This window comes from Janthinobacterium sp. GW460-12-1-14-LB5, assembly GCF_059423585.1.
In genome coordinates this window covers 1-17,516 of sequence record NZ_JBWKYD010000025.1, presented here as the reverse complement: position 1 = coordinate 17,516, position 17,516 = coordinate 1, and the positions used below count along the sequence as shown (strand labels likewise).

Annotated in this window: 10 protein-coding genes; 1 reads left to right on the top strand and 9 read right to left on the bottom strand. The window is 67.2% G+C overall.

The features are described from left to right. Position 1: 1 nt before the first annotated feature. From recD to AC07X6_RS22765, 5 genes are all read right to left on the bottom strand, one after another. Complete coding sequence (gene recD / locus AC07X6_RS22785; RefSeq protein WP_494792499.1) at positions 2–1,960, bottom strand: exodeoxyribonuclease V subunit alpha; 1,959 nt, start codon at positions 1,958–1,960, stop codon at positions 2–4. After that, on the bottom strand, positions 1,950–5,621 hold the full coding sequence (gene recB / locus AC07X6_RS22780; protein WP_494792498.1) for an exodeoxyribonuclease V subunit beta: 3,672 nt from the start codon (positions 5,619–5,621) through the stop codon (positions 1,950–1,952). The genes recD and recB overlap by 11 nt, the downstream gene beginning before the upstream one ends. Beyond that, positions 5,618–9,058, bottom strand: coding sequence for an exodeoxyribonuclease V subunit gamma (gene recC, locus AC07X6_RS22775; protein ID WP_494792497.1), 3,441 nt, complete (start codon positions 9,056–9,058; stop codon positions 5,618–5,620). Before recC ends, recB begins: the two co-directional genes overlap by 4 nt. Before the next feature lie 75 nt (positions 9,059–9,133). Next, entirely contained in the window at positions 9,134–12,163 is a 3,030-nt protein-coding gene (locus tag AC07X6_RS22770) for a CHASE domain-containing protein (protein ID WP_494792496.1), read from the bottom strand. A 142-nt stretch (positions 12,164–12,305) separates the two neighbouring features. After that, a complete protein-coding gene (locus AC07X6_RS22765) occupies positions 12,306–13,196 on the bottom strand; it encodes a LysR family transcriptional regulator (protein WP_494792528.1) in 891 nt (296 codons plus the stop codon). 108 nt (positions 13,197–13,304) lie between these two features. Here AC07X6_RS22765 and AC07X6_RS22760 point away from each other — a divergent pair, with 108 nt between their 5' ends. Continuing rightward, complete coding sequence (locus AC07X6_RS22760; protein WP_494792495.1) at positions 13,305–14,288, top strand: cyclase family protein; 984 nt, start codon at positions 13,305–13,307, stop codon at positions 14,286–14,288. A 12-nt stretch (positions 14,289–14,300) separates the two neighbouring features. On the opposite strand, the gene cobA is transcribed toward AC07X6_RS22760, so the two are convergent. From cobA to AC07X6_RS22740, 4 genes are all read right to left on the bottom strand, one after another. After that, on the bottom strand, positions 14,301–15,071 hold the full coding sequence (gene cobA / locus AC07X6_RS22755) for a uroporphyrinogen-III C-methyltransferase (RefSeq protein WP_494792494.1): 771 nt from the start codon (positions 15,069–15,071) through the stop codon (positions 14,301–14,303). Positions 15,072–15,085: 14 nt separating this feature from the next. After that, positions 15,086–16,276: a CmpA/NrtA family ABC transporter substrate-binding protein gene (locus AC07X6_RS22750; protein ID WP_494792493.1), complete on the bottom strand. Its 1,191-nt coding sequence runs from the start codon at positions 16,274–16,276 to the stop codon at positions 15,086–15,088. A gap of 157 nt (positions 16,277–16,433) precedes the next feature. Beyond that, positions 16,434–17,072 carry an ANTAR domain-containing response regulator gene (locus AC07X6_RS22745; RefSeq protein ID WP_494792492.1) on the bottom strand — a complete coding sequence of 213 codons (639 nt, stop codon included), beginning with the start codon at positions 17,070–17,072 and terminating at the stop codon, positions 16,434–16,436. 75 nt (positions 17,073–17,147) lie between these two features. After that, on the bottom strand, positions 17,148–17,516 hold a 369-nt coding region (locus AC07X6_RS22740), incomplete at its 5' end, for an aldehyde dehydrogenase family protein (protein ID WP_494792491.1).

Here is a 17,516-nt window from a genome sequence, read left to right as displayed (position 1 = left end):
ATCAGCCGATCAAGCCCCGCAGCCCGCTGGCGCGCTGCGTGCGGCGCAGGATCGCGTCGAACAGCACGGCCTGCGTGGGCGAAACGAGGGTGAAGAAATCGCGCGCGCGCGTGATGCCCGTGTAGACCAGTTCGCGCGCCAGCATGGCGCCGCCTTCCTGCGGCAGCACCAGCACAGTATGGCGGAATTCCGAACCCTGCGACTTGTGCACCGTCATGGCGAACGCCGTCTCCACGTGGCGCAAACGCGTGGCCAGCACGCTGCGCACGTTCTCGCCTTCCAGGAAGTACACGCGCAATGATCCCGGCCGCACAGGGTCGTGCAAGGTCAGGCCGATGTCGCCATTGAACACGCCCGTGCCGTAGTCGTTGCGCGTGACCATCACGGGACGGCCCACATACCACTCGCTGCGGCGTATCAGCCCTTCCTTTTCCAGCCGCAGCTCGATGGCCGTGTTCAGGCCCGCCACGCCCCACTCGCCTTCGCGCACGGCACACAGGATGCGGAACGACTCGAAAGCGTGCAGTACGGCGCGCACCCAGTCGTCATGTTGCGCGTAACCTTCGCCGCCGGCATTCACCAGCGCCAGGTAGGGCTGGTAGCCGCCCGGCGCATCAGGACGTCCGCGCAAGGCCAGGCGCAGCACGTCTTCCTGCTGCGCCGGCACGCTCCACGCCAGCTGGCCGCCGCTATCGGCGGCAAAACACGCCTTGGCCAGATCGGGCCTGCCGCCATTCACGGCCAGCGCCAGTTCGCCGATCGGACCGCTGAAACGGTGGCTGTGGCGCAGCATCACCGTCTGCTGCGCCAGCGCGCCCGCCGCGCCCGCAAAGGCAGGTGGAATGGTCACGCCGCTGGCCGCCTGCGCATATGCGATGGTGGCGTCCGTGTAGCCGCCCGCCTGCGCGTCGTGGCACAAGTCGCCCAGCACGGCGCCCGCTTCCACGGACGCCAATTGATCCTTGTCGCCCAGCAGGATCAGGATCGCCGTGGGCGGCAAGGCGTCGAGCACGGACGCCATCATTTCCAGGTGCACCATCGACGCTTCATCGACGATCAGCACGTCGACGTCGAGCTGATTGCCCGCGTGGTGGGCAAAGGCGCGCGTGTCGGGCCGCGCGCCCAGCAAACTATGCAGGGTGCGCGCCGCGCCCATGCGCCGCGCCAGTTCCAGCAGGGGCAGCGCGCCGCCCGCCTTGGCCGCCAGGCCTTCGAGCGCCTTGTCGATCGACTGTTTTAATCGCGCGGCCGCCTTGCCCGTCGGCGCGGCCAGCGCGATGCGCAGCTGCTCCGGCTGCGGCGAGACGGCAAACAGCAAGGTCAGCAAACTGGCCACCGTGTACGTCTTGCCCGTGCCCGGGCCGCCCGTGATGATGGCCACCTTGCCGCGCAGGGCGACGGCGCACGCCACCTTTTGCCAGTCCGGGCCACCATCCTGCGTGGGCTGGTCGAACAGGATATCGAGCCATTGCCGCACCTGCGCCAGCGGCGGATTCGTCAAATCCTGCGCCCGCACGGCGATCTTTTCACCGACCAGTGTCTCGTCGCGCCAGTAGCGGCGCAGGTACAAACGGTCGCCGTCGAGCACCAGCGGCTGTTTCACGTCGGGCGCACCGACCCGCCACACCTGCGGCGCGCCGGCCAACAGCGCGCGCCAGCCGGCGGCGCTGTCCGGCAGCGGGCCGGAAACGGCCAGCACGCCATGCCACAATTCCTCGCTCCAGCCCAGCAGCTGCGACGGTTCGCTGGCAAGGTCCGCCAGCATCAGGCAGCTGTGGCCCCGCCCTTCCAGCTCGGACAGCACCACGCACGCGACGGCGACGGCGGGCGCATGCGGCGCCCCCTCGTCCAGGCTGGCGATGAAGCGGGCAAAGGCGGCGCTCAGGCGGCGCAGATGGCCATCCCCGGCGATGCCGTCGACATGGGTAAACAAAGCGTCCATCTGCGCGTCATGCTGCATGGTGTTCCGTTTCTTCTAACAGTTGATCGAGGCCGTCCAGCAGTTCCAGCTGCGGCGCCAGCCAGTAGCAGCCGTGCGTGTCCGCGTTCGCTATGCCGCGCAGGAACAGGAAAATGGCGCCGCCCAGGTGTTCGGCCGGGTCGTAGGCGTCGCCAAGCCGGCTTTTCAGCAGCCGGTGCAAGGCCAGCATGTAGATGGCGCCCTGGATGTCGTAGCGGTGCTGCGCCATGCCGGCCGCCAGCGCCTGCGTGTGGTAGGCGGCGTCGCTGGCGCCCAGCGCGTTCGACTTGTAGTCGAGCACCCAGTAGCGCCCCTCCCTTTCGATGACCAGGTCGGCAAAGCCTTTCAGCATGCCGTGCAGCTGGCGCCGCGGCAGCACGGGACGCGGCGCGCCGTCGAGCAGCAAGCGCGTGCACAGCTGGTCGAGCGCGCCCGTGGACAAATGCTCGCTGGGGAACCAGAACTCCATCTCGGACAGGGTGCTGTCCAGTTGCGACAGCGATGCATCGAGCAGCGGCAGCGGCGTGACGGCGATTTCCCGGAGCCAGGCGATGGCGTCTTCCTGGCGGTGGCCCCAGCCCGCCCGCTCGCAGCGCGCGGCCAGGCGCGTGTCGAAATTGGCATCGTGGACGCTGTCAAAGCCTTCGCTGCCCATCCACTCGAGCTGTTCGTGCAGGAAATTGCCGGGCACGGAACCGCGCGGGAAGCGGTGCCAGGGCGCGTCGCCCATAGGCGTCGGCGCGGCCACTGCCACTGCCGTGCCATCTTCCAGCAGGGTCTCTTCCAGCGCCCGCTGCGGCACGTGCGCGGCCGCCACGGCGCCGATCTGGCGCGTCAGCGAGGTAAAGCTGCCCACCGACCAGTCGCGCTCGAATTCGCCCGTGAACACGGGCGCGGGACGCAGCTCGGGGCGCCGCTCGATGCGGTCGAGCACCGTGCAGGCATCGGGCTGCGCCAGGGAACTCACGTAGATGGCGTCGCAATCGCCCGCCACCTGCTGCCAGCGCAGCAGCAGCTGCTCCGCCGGCAGCTTGTCGCCGCCCGTCAGCAAATAGCCGAGCGCCGATTCGTGCAGGGTGTTCTCGCCCGCCTTGCGCGCCGCCTGGGCGGCCACGCCCAGCCACAAAAAGTGGCGCGCGCGCGTCAGGGCCACGTACAGCAGGCGCAGGTCTTCCTCGATGCGCGCCTCTTCGACCGCCGCCATGGCTTCGTCGGACAAGGACAGGTCGAGGCGGCGTTCGCCATCCTCGCCCGCATACTCGAAGAAGCTGCGGTTGCGTTTATCCACCTTGCGCGCCGTGACGGCGAACGGCAGATACACGAGCGGGTATTCGAGACCCTTGGATTTGTGCACGGTGATGACCTTGACCAGCTCCGCATCGCTTTCCAGGCGCAGCACGCGCTCGTCGCCGCCCTCGCCTTCGCCGGCGATCTGCTCGGCCAGCCAGCGTATCAGCGCCTGCTCGCCATCGAGCTGGCGGCTGGCCGATTGCAGCAATTCGGCCAGGTGCAGCAGATTCGTCAGCCGCCGTTCACCGCCCGTCTGCTGCAGCAGCATGGCGGGCAATTGCAGTTCGTGGATGAAGCGGCGCAGCATGGCCAGCACGCCCTGGAGCTGCCAGATCAGGTGCAGGGCCTTCAATTGCTCGACCCGGCGCTCCCACTCCAGTTCATCGCTCGACAGGCGCGCCAGCTCGCCCAGCGACAGGCCGATGGTGCGCGTGGCAAACGCGGCGCGCGCCAGGCCGCCGTCGAGCGGGTTGGCCAGCGCCGCCAGCCAGCGCAGCACGTCTTGCGCTTCCTCGCTGTCGACGACGGAATCCTTGTCGGACAGGTAGACGCTGGCAACCCGGCGGCGCGCCAGCGCGCGGCGGATGGCGGCAGCCTCCTTGCGGTCGCGCACGAGGATGGCGACGTCGGCCGGCTGCAGGCGCGTAAAACCGTCGGGACCGTCGAAACCCGCTTGCGCATCGCCCAGCATGGCGACGATGTGCTCCGCGCAATGCTGCGCGAAATACTCGCGGTAGCTGTCGCCGCGCAGCCCTTCATCGCTGGCGCAGGCGGCCAGCAGGGCCGGCAGCGGGCCGCCGGCGTTCACCAGCCATTCGTCGCGGCCCTTGGCGTCGACGGCCTCGAACGGCAGCGGATTCTCGCCGTTTTTGCGGTAGCGGAAGGCGCCGGCCGGCACTTCGGCGCGCTCGGCATGCAGGAACAGCTGGTTGACGGCCGCCACCAGGGGCGCCGTCGAGCGGTAATTGGTGCCCAGCTGGTAGTGGCGACCCGTGGTGGCGCGCCGCGCCGCCAGGTAGCTCTGGATATCGGCGCCGCGAAAGCCGTAGATCGACTGTTTCGGATCGCCGATCAGGAACAATCCTTGCGCGGGATCATTCTCCGCAATGCGGTACAGCAAATTGAAGATCTGATACTGTGCAGGGGCCGTATCCTGGAATTCATCGACCATGGCCAGCGGGTACTGGTCGACGATGCGCTGGCGCAGCGCCGCGCCATTCTCGCCGGCCAGCGCATCGTGCAGCCGTTGCAGCATGTCGGCAAAGCCGAACTGGCGCGACTGGCGTTTTAACTGATCCATGCGCCGCGCGATGGCCGCCGCCGCATGCAGATGCAGCTTGTGCGCCAGCGGCGTGATGGCCGCCAGGGCCGTCCCCAGCGCTTCCGTATGTTCGAAGCACTCGGGCACTTGCGCCGTGAAACTCTTGGCGAACGCATCCTCGATGCCGAACGGCGTCAGGCGCTCCCACGCCTTGGCCGTGATGGCGGGCAGCAGCAACAGCGGATCCTGCGCCCAGCGGCGCAAGCCGTCGAACCACTTTGCCAGGTTCTCCGGCTTCATCTTGACGCCGTTAAAACACTTGGGATTGGCGGCGCGGTGGTCGTTGATCCACACGGCCATCTGCTCCGTGCGCTCGACCCAGCCCGCCTTCAGGGTGGCCAGCTGCGCGGCCAGCGCCCGCTGTTCGCGCGCGATCAGGACCGATAAGGGCTCATCGTCGGCCATCTGCATGCTGCCGGCGCGGCGCGCCAGTTCGCGCACGCCCTTCTTCAACGCCCCGACGTCGGGCCAGCAGGCCAGCAGCACGTCGAGCGCCTGCGGCGGCAAGGGATAGACTTGCTGGCGCCAGTAATCGTGGGCCGCATCCTCGAACAGGGCTTGCTCGTCGCTGACCAGTTCTTCGTCGAACAGGCTGCCGCTGTCGAACGCGTGCTCGCGCAGCATGCGCTGGCACCAGGCGTCGATGGTGAAGATGGCCGCTTCATCCATCGTCTCGGCGGCCAGCATCAGCCGGTGCGCGGCCTTTTGCCGTTCGCTTTCGTCCGGATAGGACTCGAGCAAGGCGTCGAGAAACGGGTCGCTGCCGCCGGGTTCCATGCCAGATTCGTGGCGAAAATACGCGGCCGCCTCGATCAGGCGTTCGCGCACGCGGTTCGACAATTCGCGCGTGGCGGCGCGGGTAAACGTCATCACGAGGATGTCGGCCGGCAGCAGCGGCCGCGTAAAACGGCTGTCGTCGTTGCCGTGTCCCAGCACGAGGCGCACATACAGTGCGGCGATGGTCCAGGTCTTGCCCGTGCCGGCGGACGCCTCGATCAGGCGCGAGCCGTGCAGGGGGAACACCAGGGGGTTGAGCAGATGGCTCGTCATTGTTCTTCTCCCGCGCCGTCATCGGGCGCGCTGATCGGGTCGATCGTAATGTGTTGTTGCAGCCAGTCGGCCAGCGGGCCATACAGCTCGCGCGTGCAGTCTTCCCATGCTTCCTCAAGCGCCAGCGCGGAAAACTCGGGCCACAGGCGCGCCAGGCACAATTCTGCGCGCTCACCAGACAGTTCAAAACCGCCATCGTAGACGGCGCGCGGGTCGCCCTGCTGCACCAGCGCCAGCCCCGTCTTGCACGCCGTGGGCAGCGGATGGTTCATGCCTTCGCGCCACAGCGCCAGCAGGGTCGCCAGCGCGTCGCGCGAACTGGCCGGATCGAGCGGCGCCATGCTGACGATGGCGTCGCGCGCCACCAGATAGCCGGTGACGGGAAAACCGAGGGCGGCGGCGGCCAGCTGGCGCAGCCACATCAGCATCAGCTTGTCGCCGCGCGCCAGGCCGCCCTTGTCCGTCACTTTCGAGGAAATCTGCATCAGCCAGGCCGTCTCCTGCCCGTTGCTGCGCAATTTGTCGAGCCAGTCGTCGACCTGCAGCTCGCCAAACGGCAAGTTGATGGCGCGCTTGTCGGCCGCGTACGGGAACGAGGCGCGCAGCGACAGCCACGCGCTACGCACGGGCACCAGCGCCTCGACCAGCTGCGCCTGCACCTGCCGGCCGATCAGGCCGATGGGCAGCACGCCTTCGCGCGCCAGTTTCCCTGCCCGCGCTTCCAGGCTGGCGCGCACGTCGTCCAGCGCTTCGACGGCACCGCCGTCATCGAGCATGGTGTCTTCCAGCAGATAGCGCTCGAGCGCATTCAGGCCGAACGGCTCCTCATCCTCGCCCAGCATGGCCGCGTCGGCAAAATACACGCTCAGGCGGCGGCGAAAGAAGTACTTGACGGGCTGGCGCAAAAAGCTGGCCAGTTCGCCCAGTTTCAGGCGCGTGCCGGGATCGAGTTCGTAAGGGCCCAGCGGCAGCGCGGCGGCCTGCATGTCCGCATCCGCCGCATCGGCATCGGTATGGACTACGCGCCATTCGCGCGCATAGGTGAGCAGGCCGCCCGCCTCGAAATAGCGGCGGCTGAACGGCTGCAGCGCGTGTTCCGTGGTGAGCGACGCCAGGTGCCGATCCAGCGACCAGCCGGCGGCCAGGTAGTCGCGCAGCTGCGACACCAGCACGGACGGCGGCTGTTCGGAATTGTCGCGCACATTGCGCCCCACCCAGCTCACGTACAGTTTGTCGCGCGCGGCCAGCAAGGCTTCGAGCATCAGGTAGCGGTCGTCGTCGCGGCGCGAGCGGTCGCCCGGGCGGGCCATGCCGGGTAGCGCCAGCAAGTCGAAATCGGCCTTTGGCGCGCGGCGCGGGAAGTCGCCATCGTTCATGCCCAGCAGGCACACCACGCGGAACGGCACGGCGCGCATCGGCATCAGCGTGCAGAAGGTCACGCCGCCGGAGACGAATTGATGGTTCAGGGTCGGCTCGTCCAGCGCGCCCAGCCACGCCACGCGCAGCACGGACAGCGGCACCTGCTCGACAAAGCCCGCGTGTTCGCAGGTTTCCAGCCAGCCTTGCAAGGCGCCTTCCAGCTGCGCCAGGGTCAAACGGTCGCCCTCGTCGTCGGCGTCAAAGAAGGCCGCCAGCAGCGCGCGCGCCTGTTCACCCCATTCGGCCGGCGTGCGCGCGCCGGCCAGCACGGTGCGCCAGTGCAGCAGCGCCTCGACCAGCTGCGCCAAAGACCCTGCCAGCGCCGCATCGAGGCCGCCCACTTCCGCATACGGCTCGATGCCGCCAAAGCTGGCGCCATCGCCGCTGGCATAGCCGAGCAGCATGCGCCGCACGCCGAAGATCCACGCATTCTGTTCCCCGGCCGCGCCCAGCCCCAGGCCGGCGCGGTGTTCCTGGTCCAGGCCCCAGCGCACGCCCGCCCCTTCGATCCAGGCGCCCAGGGTAGCCAGGTCGTCCGGCTGCAGGCCAAAGCGGACGGCCAGCGCCGGCACGTCGAGCAGGTCGCGCACTTCGCTCTGGCGGCAGCGCTGCTGCGGCAGCTGCAGCAGCCACTCGAGCGCGACGAGCAGCGGGTTGACGCTGCGGTCCTTCACGTCGCCGATCTCGAACGGGATGAAACGCTCGTCGTTGCGCCGGTACTGGCCGAAGACGGCGTGGATGGCGGCCGTAAAGGTGTCGATGTCGGGTACCATCACCACCACGTCGCGCGGACGCAAGCCCGTCTCGGCGCTGTGCGCGAACATGGCCAGCAGCTGGTCGTGCAGCACCTCCACTTCGCGCTGCACGCTGTGTGCCACGTGAAATTCGATCGAGCGGTCGCCGGCGCCGGCGTCGGGCGGCGTTTGCTCGTGTTCGGCCAGCGGACGCAGTTCGCGGATGGCCACCTGCACCTGCTGCAGCAGGGTTTCCCCCGTTTCCTCGCCAAACAGGTCGATGCGCAGGCTGTCGTCGCGCCCTTCGGCTTGCGCGTGTTCGTCGAATTCGTCGAGCATGCGGATGAAATCGCGCCCTTGCCTGCCCCAGCTGGCCAGCAGCGGATGGCTGTGCGCATGCAGTTCTTCCAGCGGAATCTGCGCCAGGTCGGTGCCGTTGCGCTGCCGCTGGCGCTTGTTTTCCGCGCGCAGCAGGTCGCGCCCGTCGATGATGTCGCCCCAGTAAAACTGGCACGGATTCGGCACGGCCAGCACCACCTGGGTGTGGCGCGCCAGCGCGGCGAGCGCCTGCAAGGTCTGGTACGGCAGGGCCGACACGCCGAACAGCACCACCCTGCGCGGCAGCTTGCCAGCGGGTGCATCGCCGGCGGCGATCGCCGCCAGGAAGGCGTCGTGGATGTCGGCGCGGCCCGTGTCGCGCTCGAAAGCCTCGACATCGGCCGCCACGGCGCGCCACAACTGCGCCTGCCAGCGCTGGTCTTCCTTCAGTGCGATGGCTTCATTGCGGGCCGTGCGCAGCTGGTCGCGCCCGGCCGCCCAGTCGGCCAGCCAGTCGGCGCGGTAGACCTGGTACTGGTCGAACAAATCGGCCAGGCGCTCGGCCAGCTGCAGCCGGCGTTCGCTATCGCCATCGGCCAGGAAGTAGCGCAGCGGCGCAAAGACGGGGTCGGCCAGCAAAGATGGCAGCAAGCGCATCAAACGCCACGTCAGCGGGGATTTATCGAACGGCGACACGCGCGGGACGCGCTCGCGCCCCAGCATGCCCCGGTAGCTTTCCCACAGCAGGCGCGCCGGCAGCGCGATGCGCGTGGCGGCGCATACGCCCATTTCCTCGGCCAGGGCGATCTTCAGCCACTCGGCCACGCCGTTCGACTGCACCAGGAAGATATCCGTTTCCAGCGGTGCCAGCGGGTGCTGGCGCAGCCACTGGAAGACGGCGGCGCGCAGCTGTTCCAGCTGGTTGCCATGCAGGATGAGGAGGCCGGGCGTGACGGGAGTATGCATGCTGATCCGATGGGTTGCCGCGTCTGCGGCCGGGTGGCCGCAGACGTCAAACGCCTATTATCGCCGCTGCCTGCGTCAGGGAGCGTCGCTGGCGGCAAATTCCATGGAAATTTGTTCCGCCACCTGCGCCAGCGCCGGCCCGAGCGCCGTCAGCAAGGCGCGCGCCTGCTGCAGGTCGCCGCCCCGGCGCAAGCCTTCGATCGACGTGCACAGGCCGGCAAAGGCATGGGCGCCCACGGCCAGCGCCGACGATTTGCTGCGGTGGCCCAGGTCGGCCAGCCGTCCCAGGTCTTCCAGCGCCATGGCTTGCTCCATTTCGGCGATGCCGTCGCGCGCCGTGTCGAGAAACAGCTGGGTGTACTTGCGCATCTTCACTGCATCATTGCTGAACGTGAGCGCCAGCGTGGCCAGGTCGAGGATGGCTGTGTCGCGCGGCTCCGGCGAAGCGTCCGACGGCGGCGTTTTCGGCACGGCCACCAGCCTGTCGCCCGCGCGCGCATGGCCTATGCCTCCACGCAAGCGGAACCATTTCGCCAGCAGGTGGAACAGCAGATTCGGGGCGATCGGCTTGGTCACGAATTCATCCATGCCCGCCGCCAGGCAGCGGGCGCGGTCTTCGCTGCCCGCATTGGCCGTCATGGCGATCACCAGCAGGCCGGCTAGCTGCGGGTCGGCGCGGATACGGCGCGTCGCCTCGAAGCCATCCATCTCCGGCATCTGCACGTCCATCAGCACGCAATCGTAGCGCCGATGGGCCAGCAATTCCAGCGCTTCGCGGCCATTGCAGGCGACGCAAACGGTGGCGCCGGCGTCTTCCAGCAATTCGCAGCCCACCTGCTGGCTGAAGACGTTGTCTTCCACCAGCAGGATGGACGCGCCGCGTATCACCCCCAGCACTTCCGGCTCCACCTCGGCGATGCGCTCGTCGCTGGCCTGCGCGCTTTTCTCCAGGCGCGCCGTGAACCAGAAGGTGCTGCCCAGGCCCGGCTGGCTGTACACGCCCACCTTGCCGCCCATCAACTCCACCAGCTGCTTGCTGATCACCAGCCCCAGGCCGCTGCCGCCATACTTGCGCGTGGTCGACGGGTCGGCCTGGTGGAAGGAACGGAACAGCTGCGCCACCTCTTCCTGGTTCATGCCGATGCCCCGGTCCTGCACCTCGAAGCGCAGCATGCTGTGGCTGGCGCGCTCCTCGGACTGGCGCACGCGCACGAAGATGCTGCCATTGTCGGAAAACTTGATGGCGTTGCTGGCCAGGTTCAGCAAGACCTGTTCCAGGCGCAGCGGGTCGCCGCGCCAGCGCTGCGGCAGCTCCGGCGCGATATCGAACTGCAGCGCCAGGCCCTTGACGGCGGCCGCATCGCCGAGCTGGCTGGCGATGTTCGCCAGCAGGGTGTCGAGACGGAAGTCCAGCACCTCCAGCTCCAGCTTGCCCGCCTCGATCTTGGAAAAATCGAGGATGTCGTTGATCAGGCCCAGCAAATGCTGGCCCGAATGGAAGATTTTCTGCAGGTAGTCGCGCTGGCGCGCATCGGCCACCGATTTCAGCGCCAGGTGCGCCATGCCGATGATGCTGTTCATCGGCGTGCGGATTTCATGGCTCATGTTCGACAGGAAGTCGCTCTTGGCCTGGCTGGCCGCGTCGGCCTGCTCCTTCAGGCGGTGCAGTTCCGTCACGTCGGTGGACAGGCCGATCAGGCCCGTGACGGGACCGGGCAAGCCCAGCGGCACCTTCACGCTCCACAGGTGATGCACCTGGCCCTGCGCATCGACGAAGCGCTCCTCGCCGACGAACTTGGCGCCGCTGTCGAACACCTGGCGCTCCGTCAGCTGCGCGGCGGCGGCGGCATCGCCGAGCATCAATTCACCATCCTGGCGGCCGATCAGCTGCTCCGCCGGGCGGCCCAGTATCTTCGCCGTGCGCGCATTCACGTAGCGGTAGCGCAGGTCGGCATCCTTCATGTAGACATAGGCGTCGACGCTGTCGAGCACCGTGTCGAGCAGGGTGCGCTGCGCCACCGCGCTGCGGCGCGAACGGTACAGGGTAAAGATATAGCCATAACCGAGCAGCGTGCCGGCCACGCCGACGGCCAGCGCCAGCCACGGGAAATAGCGGTCGAAAGGGCTGTACAGCTCCGCCTTGCGCACGCGGAAATGGGCTTTCCACAGGCCGCCCTGGTAAGCCACGGGCAGCACCTGGTCGAAATACGCGGCATCGCTGCCCGGTTGCGGCGGCGGCGCCGCCAGGTCGCCATCGTCGTTGAACAGCAGCCGGTCCTGCGGCGTAATGGTCAGGGTCCCGCTGGCCGGCAACGGGTCTGCGGCGCTGTACAGGGTCAGGTGCAGCGGTTCCAGGGCGCTGCGTTCGAGCGCGCTGTGCACCAGCTGCGCCACGCCGAAGCCGATGCCGACGGAGCCCTGGTAGGCGGCGCGGCGCTCGGCCACGCTGCCCTGCGGCATGCCGTTGCGGTACACGGGCAGGCGCATGCCCAGGCCGATATGCGCGGGCGGCCCCTTGATCATGATCACCTGCCCCGACGCGCTGACCTCGCCGCTGTCGCGCGCCTGCGCCAGGGACTGGGCCACCAGCGGGTTGGCGCCGATATCGACGCCCATGCGCTCGCCCAGCAGGGAATCGGGCTCCAGGTAAGTGAGCACCGTGTATTCGGGCCGCTCGCCGGGCGGGCGGAGGGTGAAATCGGGATAGCCGCGCGGTGCCAGACTGGTGTCGCGGCGCACGGCCTCGATGAAGGCGGCGCGCTGCGCCGATGGGACGGCCACCGCGTAGTTGACCGATTCGATGGCGGGAAACTGGCGCGCGATATCGAGGCCGGCCACGTAATCGTGGAACTGGCGGCGCGTCAGATGCTCGCTGGTACGGAACAGGGCTTCGAGGCCGCGCAGCAGGTCGGAATAGCTTTTTACGCGCGTGATCAGGCTATGCTGGGCGCCATGCGTGAGATTGTCGAAACGCTGTTCGGCGTCGTCATTGACCGTGCGCGCCGCGCCCGCATACAGCGCGCCGCCCACCGCCAAGGCCAGCAGCAAGCCACCCGCCCAGATTCTGATACCCGCTGCCGTCCCGCCCTTGCTCAAAGTGTGCATTGTCGATCGCTTATTCCGGTTTCCTCGAATGTGCGGCGCCCCGCCGCCCAGCAAGTACGAGGATACTATCAAAGCTCATGCCCGACGCATCTGTGCATGAAAAAAAGGGCGCATGATAGTTACCCTGGAAAACACCTGGCGCCTAGGCCCCCTGCAGCGCCCCGGCCAGGAAGTCGCAGAAAGCGCGCACCTTTTCCTGCACGTGGCGTCCATCGGGCATCAAGGCATACACGCCGCGCCTGGCCATGGCGTGCGACGGCAGCACGCGCACCAGGGCGCCGCTGGCCAGCAGCGGCGCGGCGACGAACGACGGCAGCGCACCGACGCCGATGCCGGCCACCAGCATGTCGGCCAGCAACAGGCTGCTGTCGGCGGAAAAGCGCACGGGCAGCACGATGCTGCTCGCCCCTTCCGGCCCGGCCAGCTGCCAGACGCCGGGACTGTCGGCCAGCCGGTAGGCCAGGCAGTCGTGGCCGTGCAGATCCTGCGCCTGGCCTGGCGTGCCACGCCGGACGAGGTAGGCCGGCGCTGCGCAGATCATTTGCTCGACGTCGCCCAGGCGGCGCGCCACCAGGGTCGAATCGGCCAGCGCGGCGCGGATGCGCAGCGACACGTCGTAGCCTTCGCCCACCACGTCGCGCAGGCGGTCGTCCAGGGTCATCTCGATCTTGACGTCCGGATAACGGGTCATGAAGTCCGGCAGCAGCGGCGACAGCACCTTCAGGCCAAACGACAGCGGCGCATTCACGCGCAACCGCCCCGCCACCTTGCCGGCGCAGCCGCGCGTGGCCAATTCCAGCGCGTCGATTTCATCGAGCAGGCGGCAGCATTCAAGATAGTAGGCACGCCCGCCGTCCGACAGGCTCATGCGCCGCGTCGTGCGCACCAGCAGCACGGTACCCAGGCGCGCTTCGAGCTGGCGCACCTGCTTGCTGATGGCGGCCGCCGACTGGTGCAAGTCCAGCGCCGCCTTGCTGAAGCTGTCGCGCTCGACCACCTTGCGAAACACGCGCATGTGCGCGAGAACATCCATCATTCTTTCCTTCCAGTTGAATATCTTATTATTTTATCGCTGATTATCATTGAAATGAAAAACAATATGATGGTTGCTTCTTTCTTTCGCTGATACAAGGAGCACACCATGTTCAAACCATCCGCCACCCTGACCGCCCTGCTGCTGGCGCTGCTGGCAGGAACGACGCAAGCCGCCGCCCTGCCCGAAGTGGGCATCAGCCCCTGGGGTCCGAAAGACGAGATCGGCCGCCTGAACCTGATGACGCCAGCCTCGCGCGCCGCCATCCTGGCCCGCATCGACGGCGGCAAGAGCTACGACCTGGCCGTCGATTTCTATGTCGGCATGCCCAGCTGGCAGGCGGCAGGCGACCCGCCCTATCAGATGTGGATGACGCACACACCGAAGGGCAATGTGGTGGCCGACTCGATGCAGGTGGGCGACGCCATGAACCGCCACGTCAGTTACACGGGCTCGGCCGTGTCCATGTATGCGCACATGGGCACGCATATCGACGCCCTCAACCATTTCGGCTTGAACGGCAAGATCTGGAACGGTTTTACGGAGGAACAATACCTGGGCGACCGGGGCTGGACCGTGACGGGGGCTGAAAAACTGCCGCCCATCGTGGCGCGCGGCGTGCTGATCGACGTGGCCGTGGCCAAGGGCTTGTCGCAACTGCCCGACAATTACCGGGTGACGCGGCAAGACTTGCGCGCGGCGCTGGCAAAACAGAAGGTCACGCTGGAAAAAGGCGACGTGGTGCTGATACGCACGGGCCGCATGCAGCATTATGAGCAGGCGCAAGCGTACATGGCCAATCCGCCCGGCCTGTCGCTCGATGCGGCGAAATTCCTCGTGGAAGATGGCGGCGCCATGGTGGTGGGCGCGGACAACCTCAGTTTCGAGGCGTTTCCGTCCGAAGTGGCGAACAATTACCTGCCTGTGCACACCTATCTGCTGGCGCAGCAGGGCACGCCCATCCTGGAACTGGTCGACCTGGAAGCGTTGTCGCGCGACAAGGTGTACCAGTTCGCCTTCATCGGCGCGTCGCTGAAATTCCGTGGCGGCGACGCGGCGCCCATCCGCCCCGTGGCCCTGCCGATCCGCTAGGCGCCAGCAGGCTCAGACGCAGGCGGCCAGCAAGGTGCCGGCGCCATGGTCATCCCAGGCATCGGCGCAGCGCACCACGTCGCCCACGACGATGATGCTGGGGCTGCCCAGGCCGCTGGCCTGCAAGTGGTCGGGCAGCTCCTGCAAGGTGCTCAGCAACTGGCGCTGCGCCGGCAGGCTGGCCGATTGCACCACGGCCACGGGCGTGCCGGGCGCCATGCCGCCGGCCAGCAAGCCCGCCTGGATGGCGGCCACCCTGGCCACGCCCATGTAGATGACCAGGGTCAAGCCGCTTTGCGCCAGCGCAAGCCAGTTCGGCTCCGAGGCGCTATCCTTGCCATGACCGGTAACGAAGATCGCGCCCTGGCTCCAGCTGCGGTGCGTCAGCGGCACGCCGATGCTGGACGGTGCGGCAAGGCCGCTGCTGATGCCGGGGATCACGTCGACGGCCACGCCGTGGCTGCGCAGGTAGGCGCGCTCTTCGCCGCCGCGCCCGAACAAATACGGATCGCCCCCTTTCAGGCGCACCACGTGCAGGCCGGCGCGGGCCTCGGCCAGCATCAGGCGTTCGATGAACGCTTGCGGCGTGGAAGCGCAGCCGCCCCGCTTGCCCACCTCGACCACGCGCACGCCTTGCGCCGCATGCGCGAGAATGGCCGGGTTGACGAGGTCGTCGATCAGCACCACGTCGGCCCGCGCGATGGCCTTCACCGCCTTGATCGTCAGCAAGTCCGGGTCCCCGGGACCGGCGCCGACCAGGGTTACGCTTCCTTGTTGTGCCATGACAAACTCTCCAATCAGAAAAAATGGCCGATGGCAAACGATGCCGCGTACGCTTCCGGCGCGCTGCCGTCCCACACGACGCCATCGCACAGGGTCGAGCTGCGCATGGGGGACGCTGGCAATGGCGTGGCCGTCATTTCCGCCGCCTGGCGGTACAGGTCGATGCGGTTGACTTGCCTTGCCACCGCCAGGTAATCGGGTTCGTCGCGCAGCAAGCCCCAGCGCCGGTGCTGGGTCATGAACCACATGCCGTCGGACAGATACGGAAAATTGACGGCGCCTTCGCCGTAAAACTGCAAGCCGTGCGCCTCGTCCCAGGTCTTGCCCAGGCCATCCTGGTAATGGCCGAGAACACGCGGCGCCAGCATTTCCTGCGGCGTATGCAGATAAGCGGGCTCGGCCAGGGTGGCCGCCATGGCCAGCCGGTTGGCATCGCTGGCGTCGATCCAGCGCCCCGCCTCGAGCACGGCAGCGATCAGGGCGCGGCAGCTGTTCGGATGCGCGTGCGCAAACGCGGCGCTGGTGCCCAGCACCTTGCCCGGATGGTCGGGCCAGATGGCGCCGCTGGTGGTGGCCGTCACGCCCACGCCATCGACGATGGCCTTGTAGCCCCACGGCTCGCCCGCGCAAAAGCCATCCATCTGGCCCGCGCGCAAGGCCGCCACCATCTGCGACGGCGGCACCGTCATCACGCGCGCGTCGCGCAGCGGATCGATGCCCTGCGCGGCCAGCCAGTATTGCAGCAGCATCGCGTGATTGCCGGTCGGAAAAGTATGCGCAAACGCAAACGGACGCGCCGCGCCGCGCAGGTGGCGCGCCAGCGAATCGCCATCGTGGGCGCCCTCGCGCGCCAGCGCCGCCGACAGGGTCACGGCCTGGCCGCTGTGATTGAGATTCATCAATACGGCCATGTCATGCCGCTGCCCGCCGATGCCCATCTGCACGCCATATACGAGACCATACAGCACGTGCGCAGCGTCGAGTTCGCCACTGTTCAGCTTGTCGCGCACGCCGGCCCACGACATTTCGCGGCTCAGTTCGATCTTGATGCCGTATTTTTCATCCAGGCCCATCTTCGACGCCATCACCAGCGAGCCGCAATCGGTTAGCGGCAGGTAGCCGATGCGTATCGTCTGTTTTTCTGGCTGCAGGGTCCGCAACACCTGGACGCCCTGCCCTGTCTCTTTGCCCATTTGCTCTGTCATACCATTCCTTGCTGATAAGTACTGTTTTGCCGCGCCGCCATGGGCAAGGTCATGCTGTTCCAGCAGCAAGGACCGTGCCCGTGCATGCCCGGTTGATGGCGGCGGGAAACGCACCGCGATGGTGCGATGCACCAGCATGTATCAGGAAATGAACGATTCATCCCAGCAAGTCTTCCACGTCGAGGATGCGCTGGGCGATATCGGCCAGCTTGAGTTTCTTGTTCATGGCCATGCTGCGCAGGCGCTGGTAGGCCTGCTCTTCCGTCAAGCCGTGATGCGTCATCAACAAGCCCTTGGCCCGTTCGATCACCTTGCGCTCCAGCAATTTATGGCGCGACTCGATCAATTCGGCGCGGAGTTTTTCTTCCTGGCGGAAGCGCGCCAGCGCCACGTTGAGCACCGGTTGAATGCGCTCGGCCTGCAAGCCGGCCACGATATAGGCGGATACGCCGGCCGCCATGGCCGCGTCGATGCTGGCCGTGGCGCCGTCTTCCGTGAACAGGACGATGGGGCGGCGCTCGTCGCGCGTGGCGATGACAATGTGTTCGAGCACGTCGCGCGCATCCGATTCCGCGTCGATGATGATGAGGTCAGGCTGCAGTTGCGCGATGCGCTCGGGAAGGTAGAGGTCGGCTGGAAGCGAGGCGACGATGTCGTACCCCGATTCCAGCAAGCCGATGCGCAAGGCATTGCCGCGCTGCACCTGGGCAGCCAAGGCCGCATTCTCGTGCACGCCATGCTCGACAATAGTGTTGACGACAACGATGCGCAAAGGCTGGGTACGGCTGGACGTCATGGGAGCGATCTGCAATGGCTAAATAGTTAACCATTGCATCAAGCAAGAAGCGAACCAGCGGGTTTTACAGCGGGATTACTTCAGGGTCGGCATGGCAAACTCGGCCCCGGCCGCCGTCGAGGCCGGCCAGCGCTGCGTCACGGCCTTCTGCTTCGTATAGAAACGCACCGATTCGGGGCCGTGCGCATGGTGGTCGCCGAACAGGCTGCGCTTCCAGCCGCCGAAGCTGTGGAAAGCCATCGGCACGGGGATCGGCACGTTCACGCCCACCATCCCCACCTGCACGCGGTGCGTATATTCGCGCGCCGTGTTGCCGTCGCGCGTGTAGATGGCCGTGCCGTTGCCGTATTCATGCGCATTGACGAGATCCAGCGCGGTGGCAAAATCGGGCACGCGCACGATGCACAGCACGGGGCCGAAGATTTCTTCCTTATAAATCGTCAT

What these genes read in the sequence shown, in the direction of transcription:
- recD (WP_494792499.1), bottom strand. Translation starts at nt 1,960, where the DNA reads ATGCAGCATGACGCGCAGATGGACGCTTTGTTTACCCATGTCGACGGC.
- recB (WP_494792498.1), bottom strand. Translation starts at nt 5,621, where the DNA reads ATGACGAGCCATCTGCTCAACCCCCTGGTGTTCCCCCTGCACGGCTCG.
- recC (WP_494792497.1), bottom strand. Translation starts at nt 9,058, where the DNA reads ATGCATACTCCCGTCACGCCCGGCCTCCTCATCCTGCATGGCAACCAG.
- AC07X6_RS22770 (WP_494792496.1), bottom strand. Translation starts at nt 12,163, where the DNA reads ATGCACACTTTGAGCAAGGGCGGGACGGCAGCGGGTATCAGAATCTGG.
- AC07X6_RS22765 (WP_494792528.1), bottom strand. Translation starts at nt 13,196, where the DNA reads ATGGATGTTCTCGCGCACATGCGCGTGTTTCGCAAGGTGGTCGAGCGC.
- AC07X6_RS22760 (WP_494792495.1), top strand. Translation starts at nt 13,305, where the DNA reads ATGTTCAAACCATCCGCCACCCTGACCGCCCTGCTGCTGGCGCTGCTG.
- cobA (WP_494792494.1), bottom strand. Translation starts at nt 15,071, where the DNA reads ATGGCACAACAAGGAAGCGTAACCCTGGTCGGCGCCGGTCCCGGGGAC.
- AC07X6_RS22750 (WP_494792493.1), bottom strand. Translation starts at nt 16,276, where the DNA reads ATGACAGAGCAAATGGGCAAAGAGACAGGGCAGGGCGTCCAGGTGTTG.
- AC07X6_RS22745 (WP_494792492.1), bottom strand. Translation starts at nt 17,072, where the DNA reads ATGACGTCCAGCCGTACCCAGCCTTTGCGCATCGTTGTCGTCAACACT.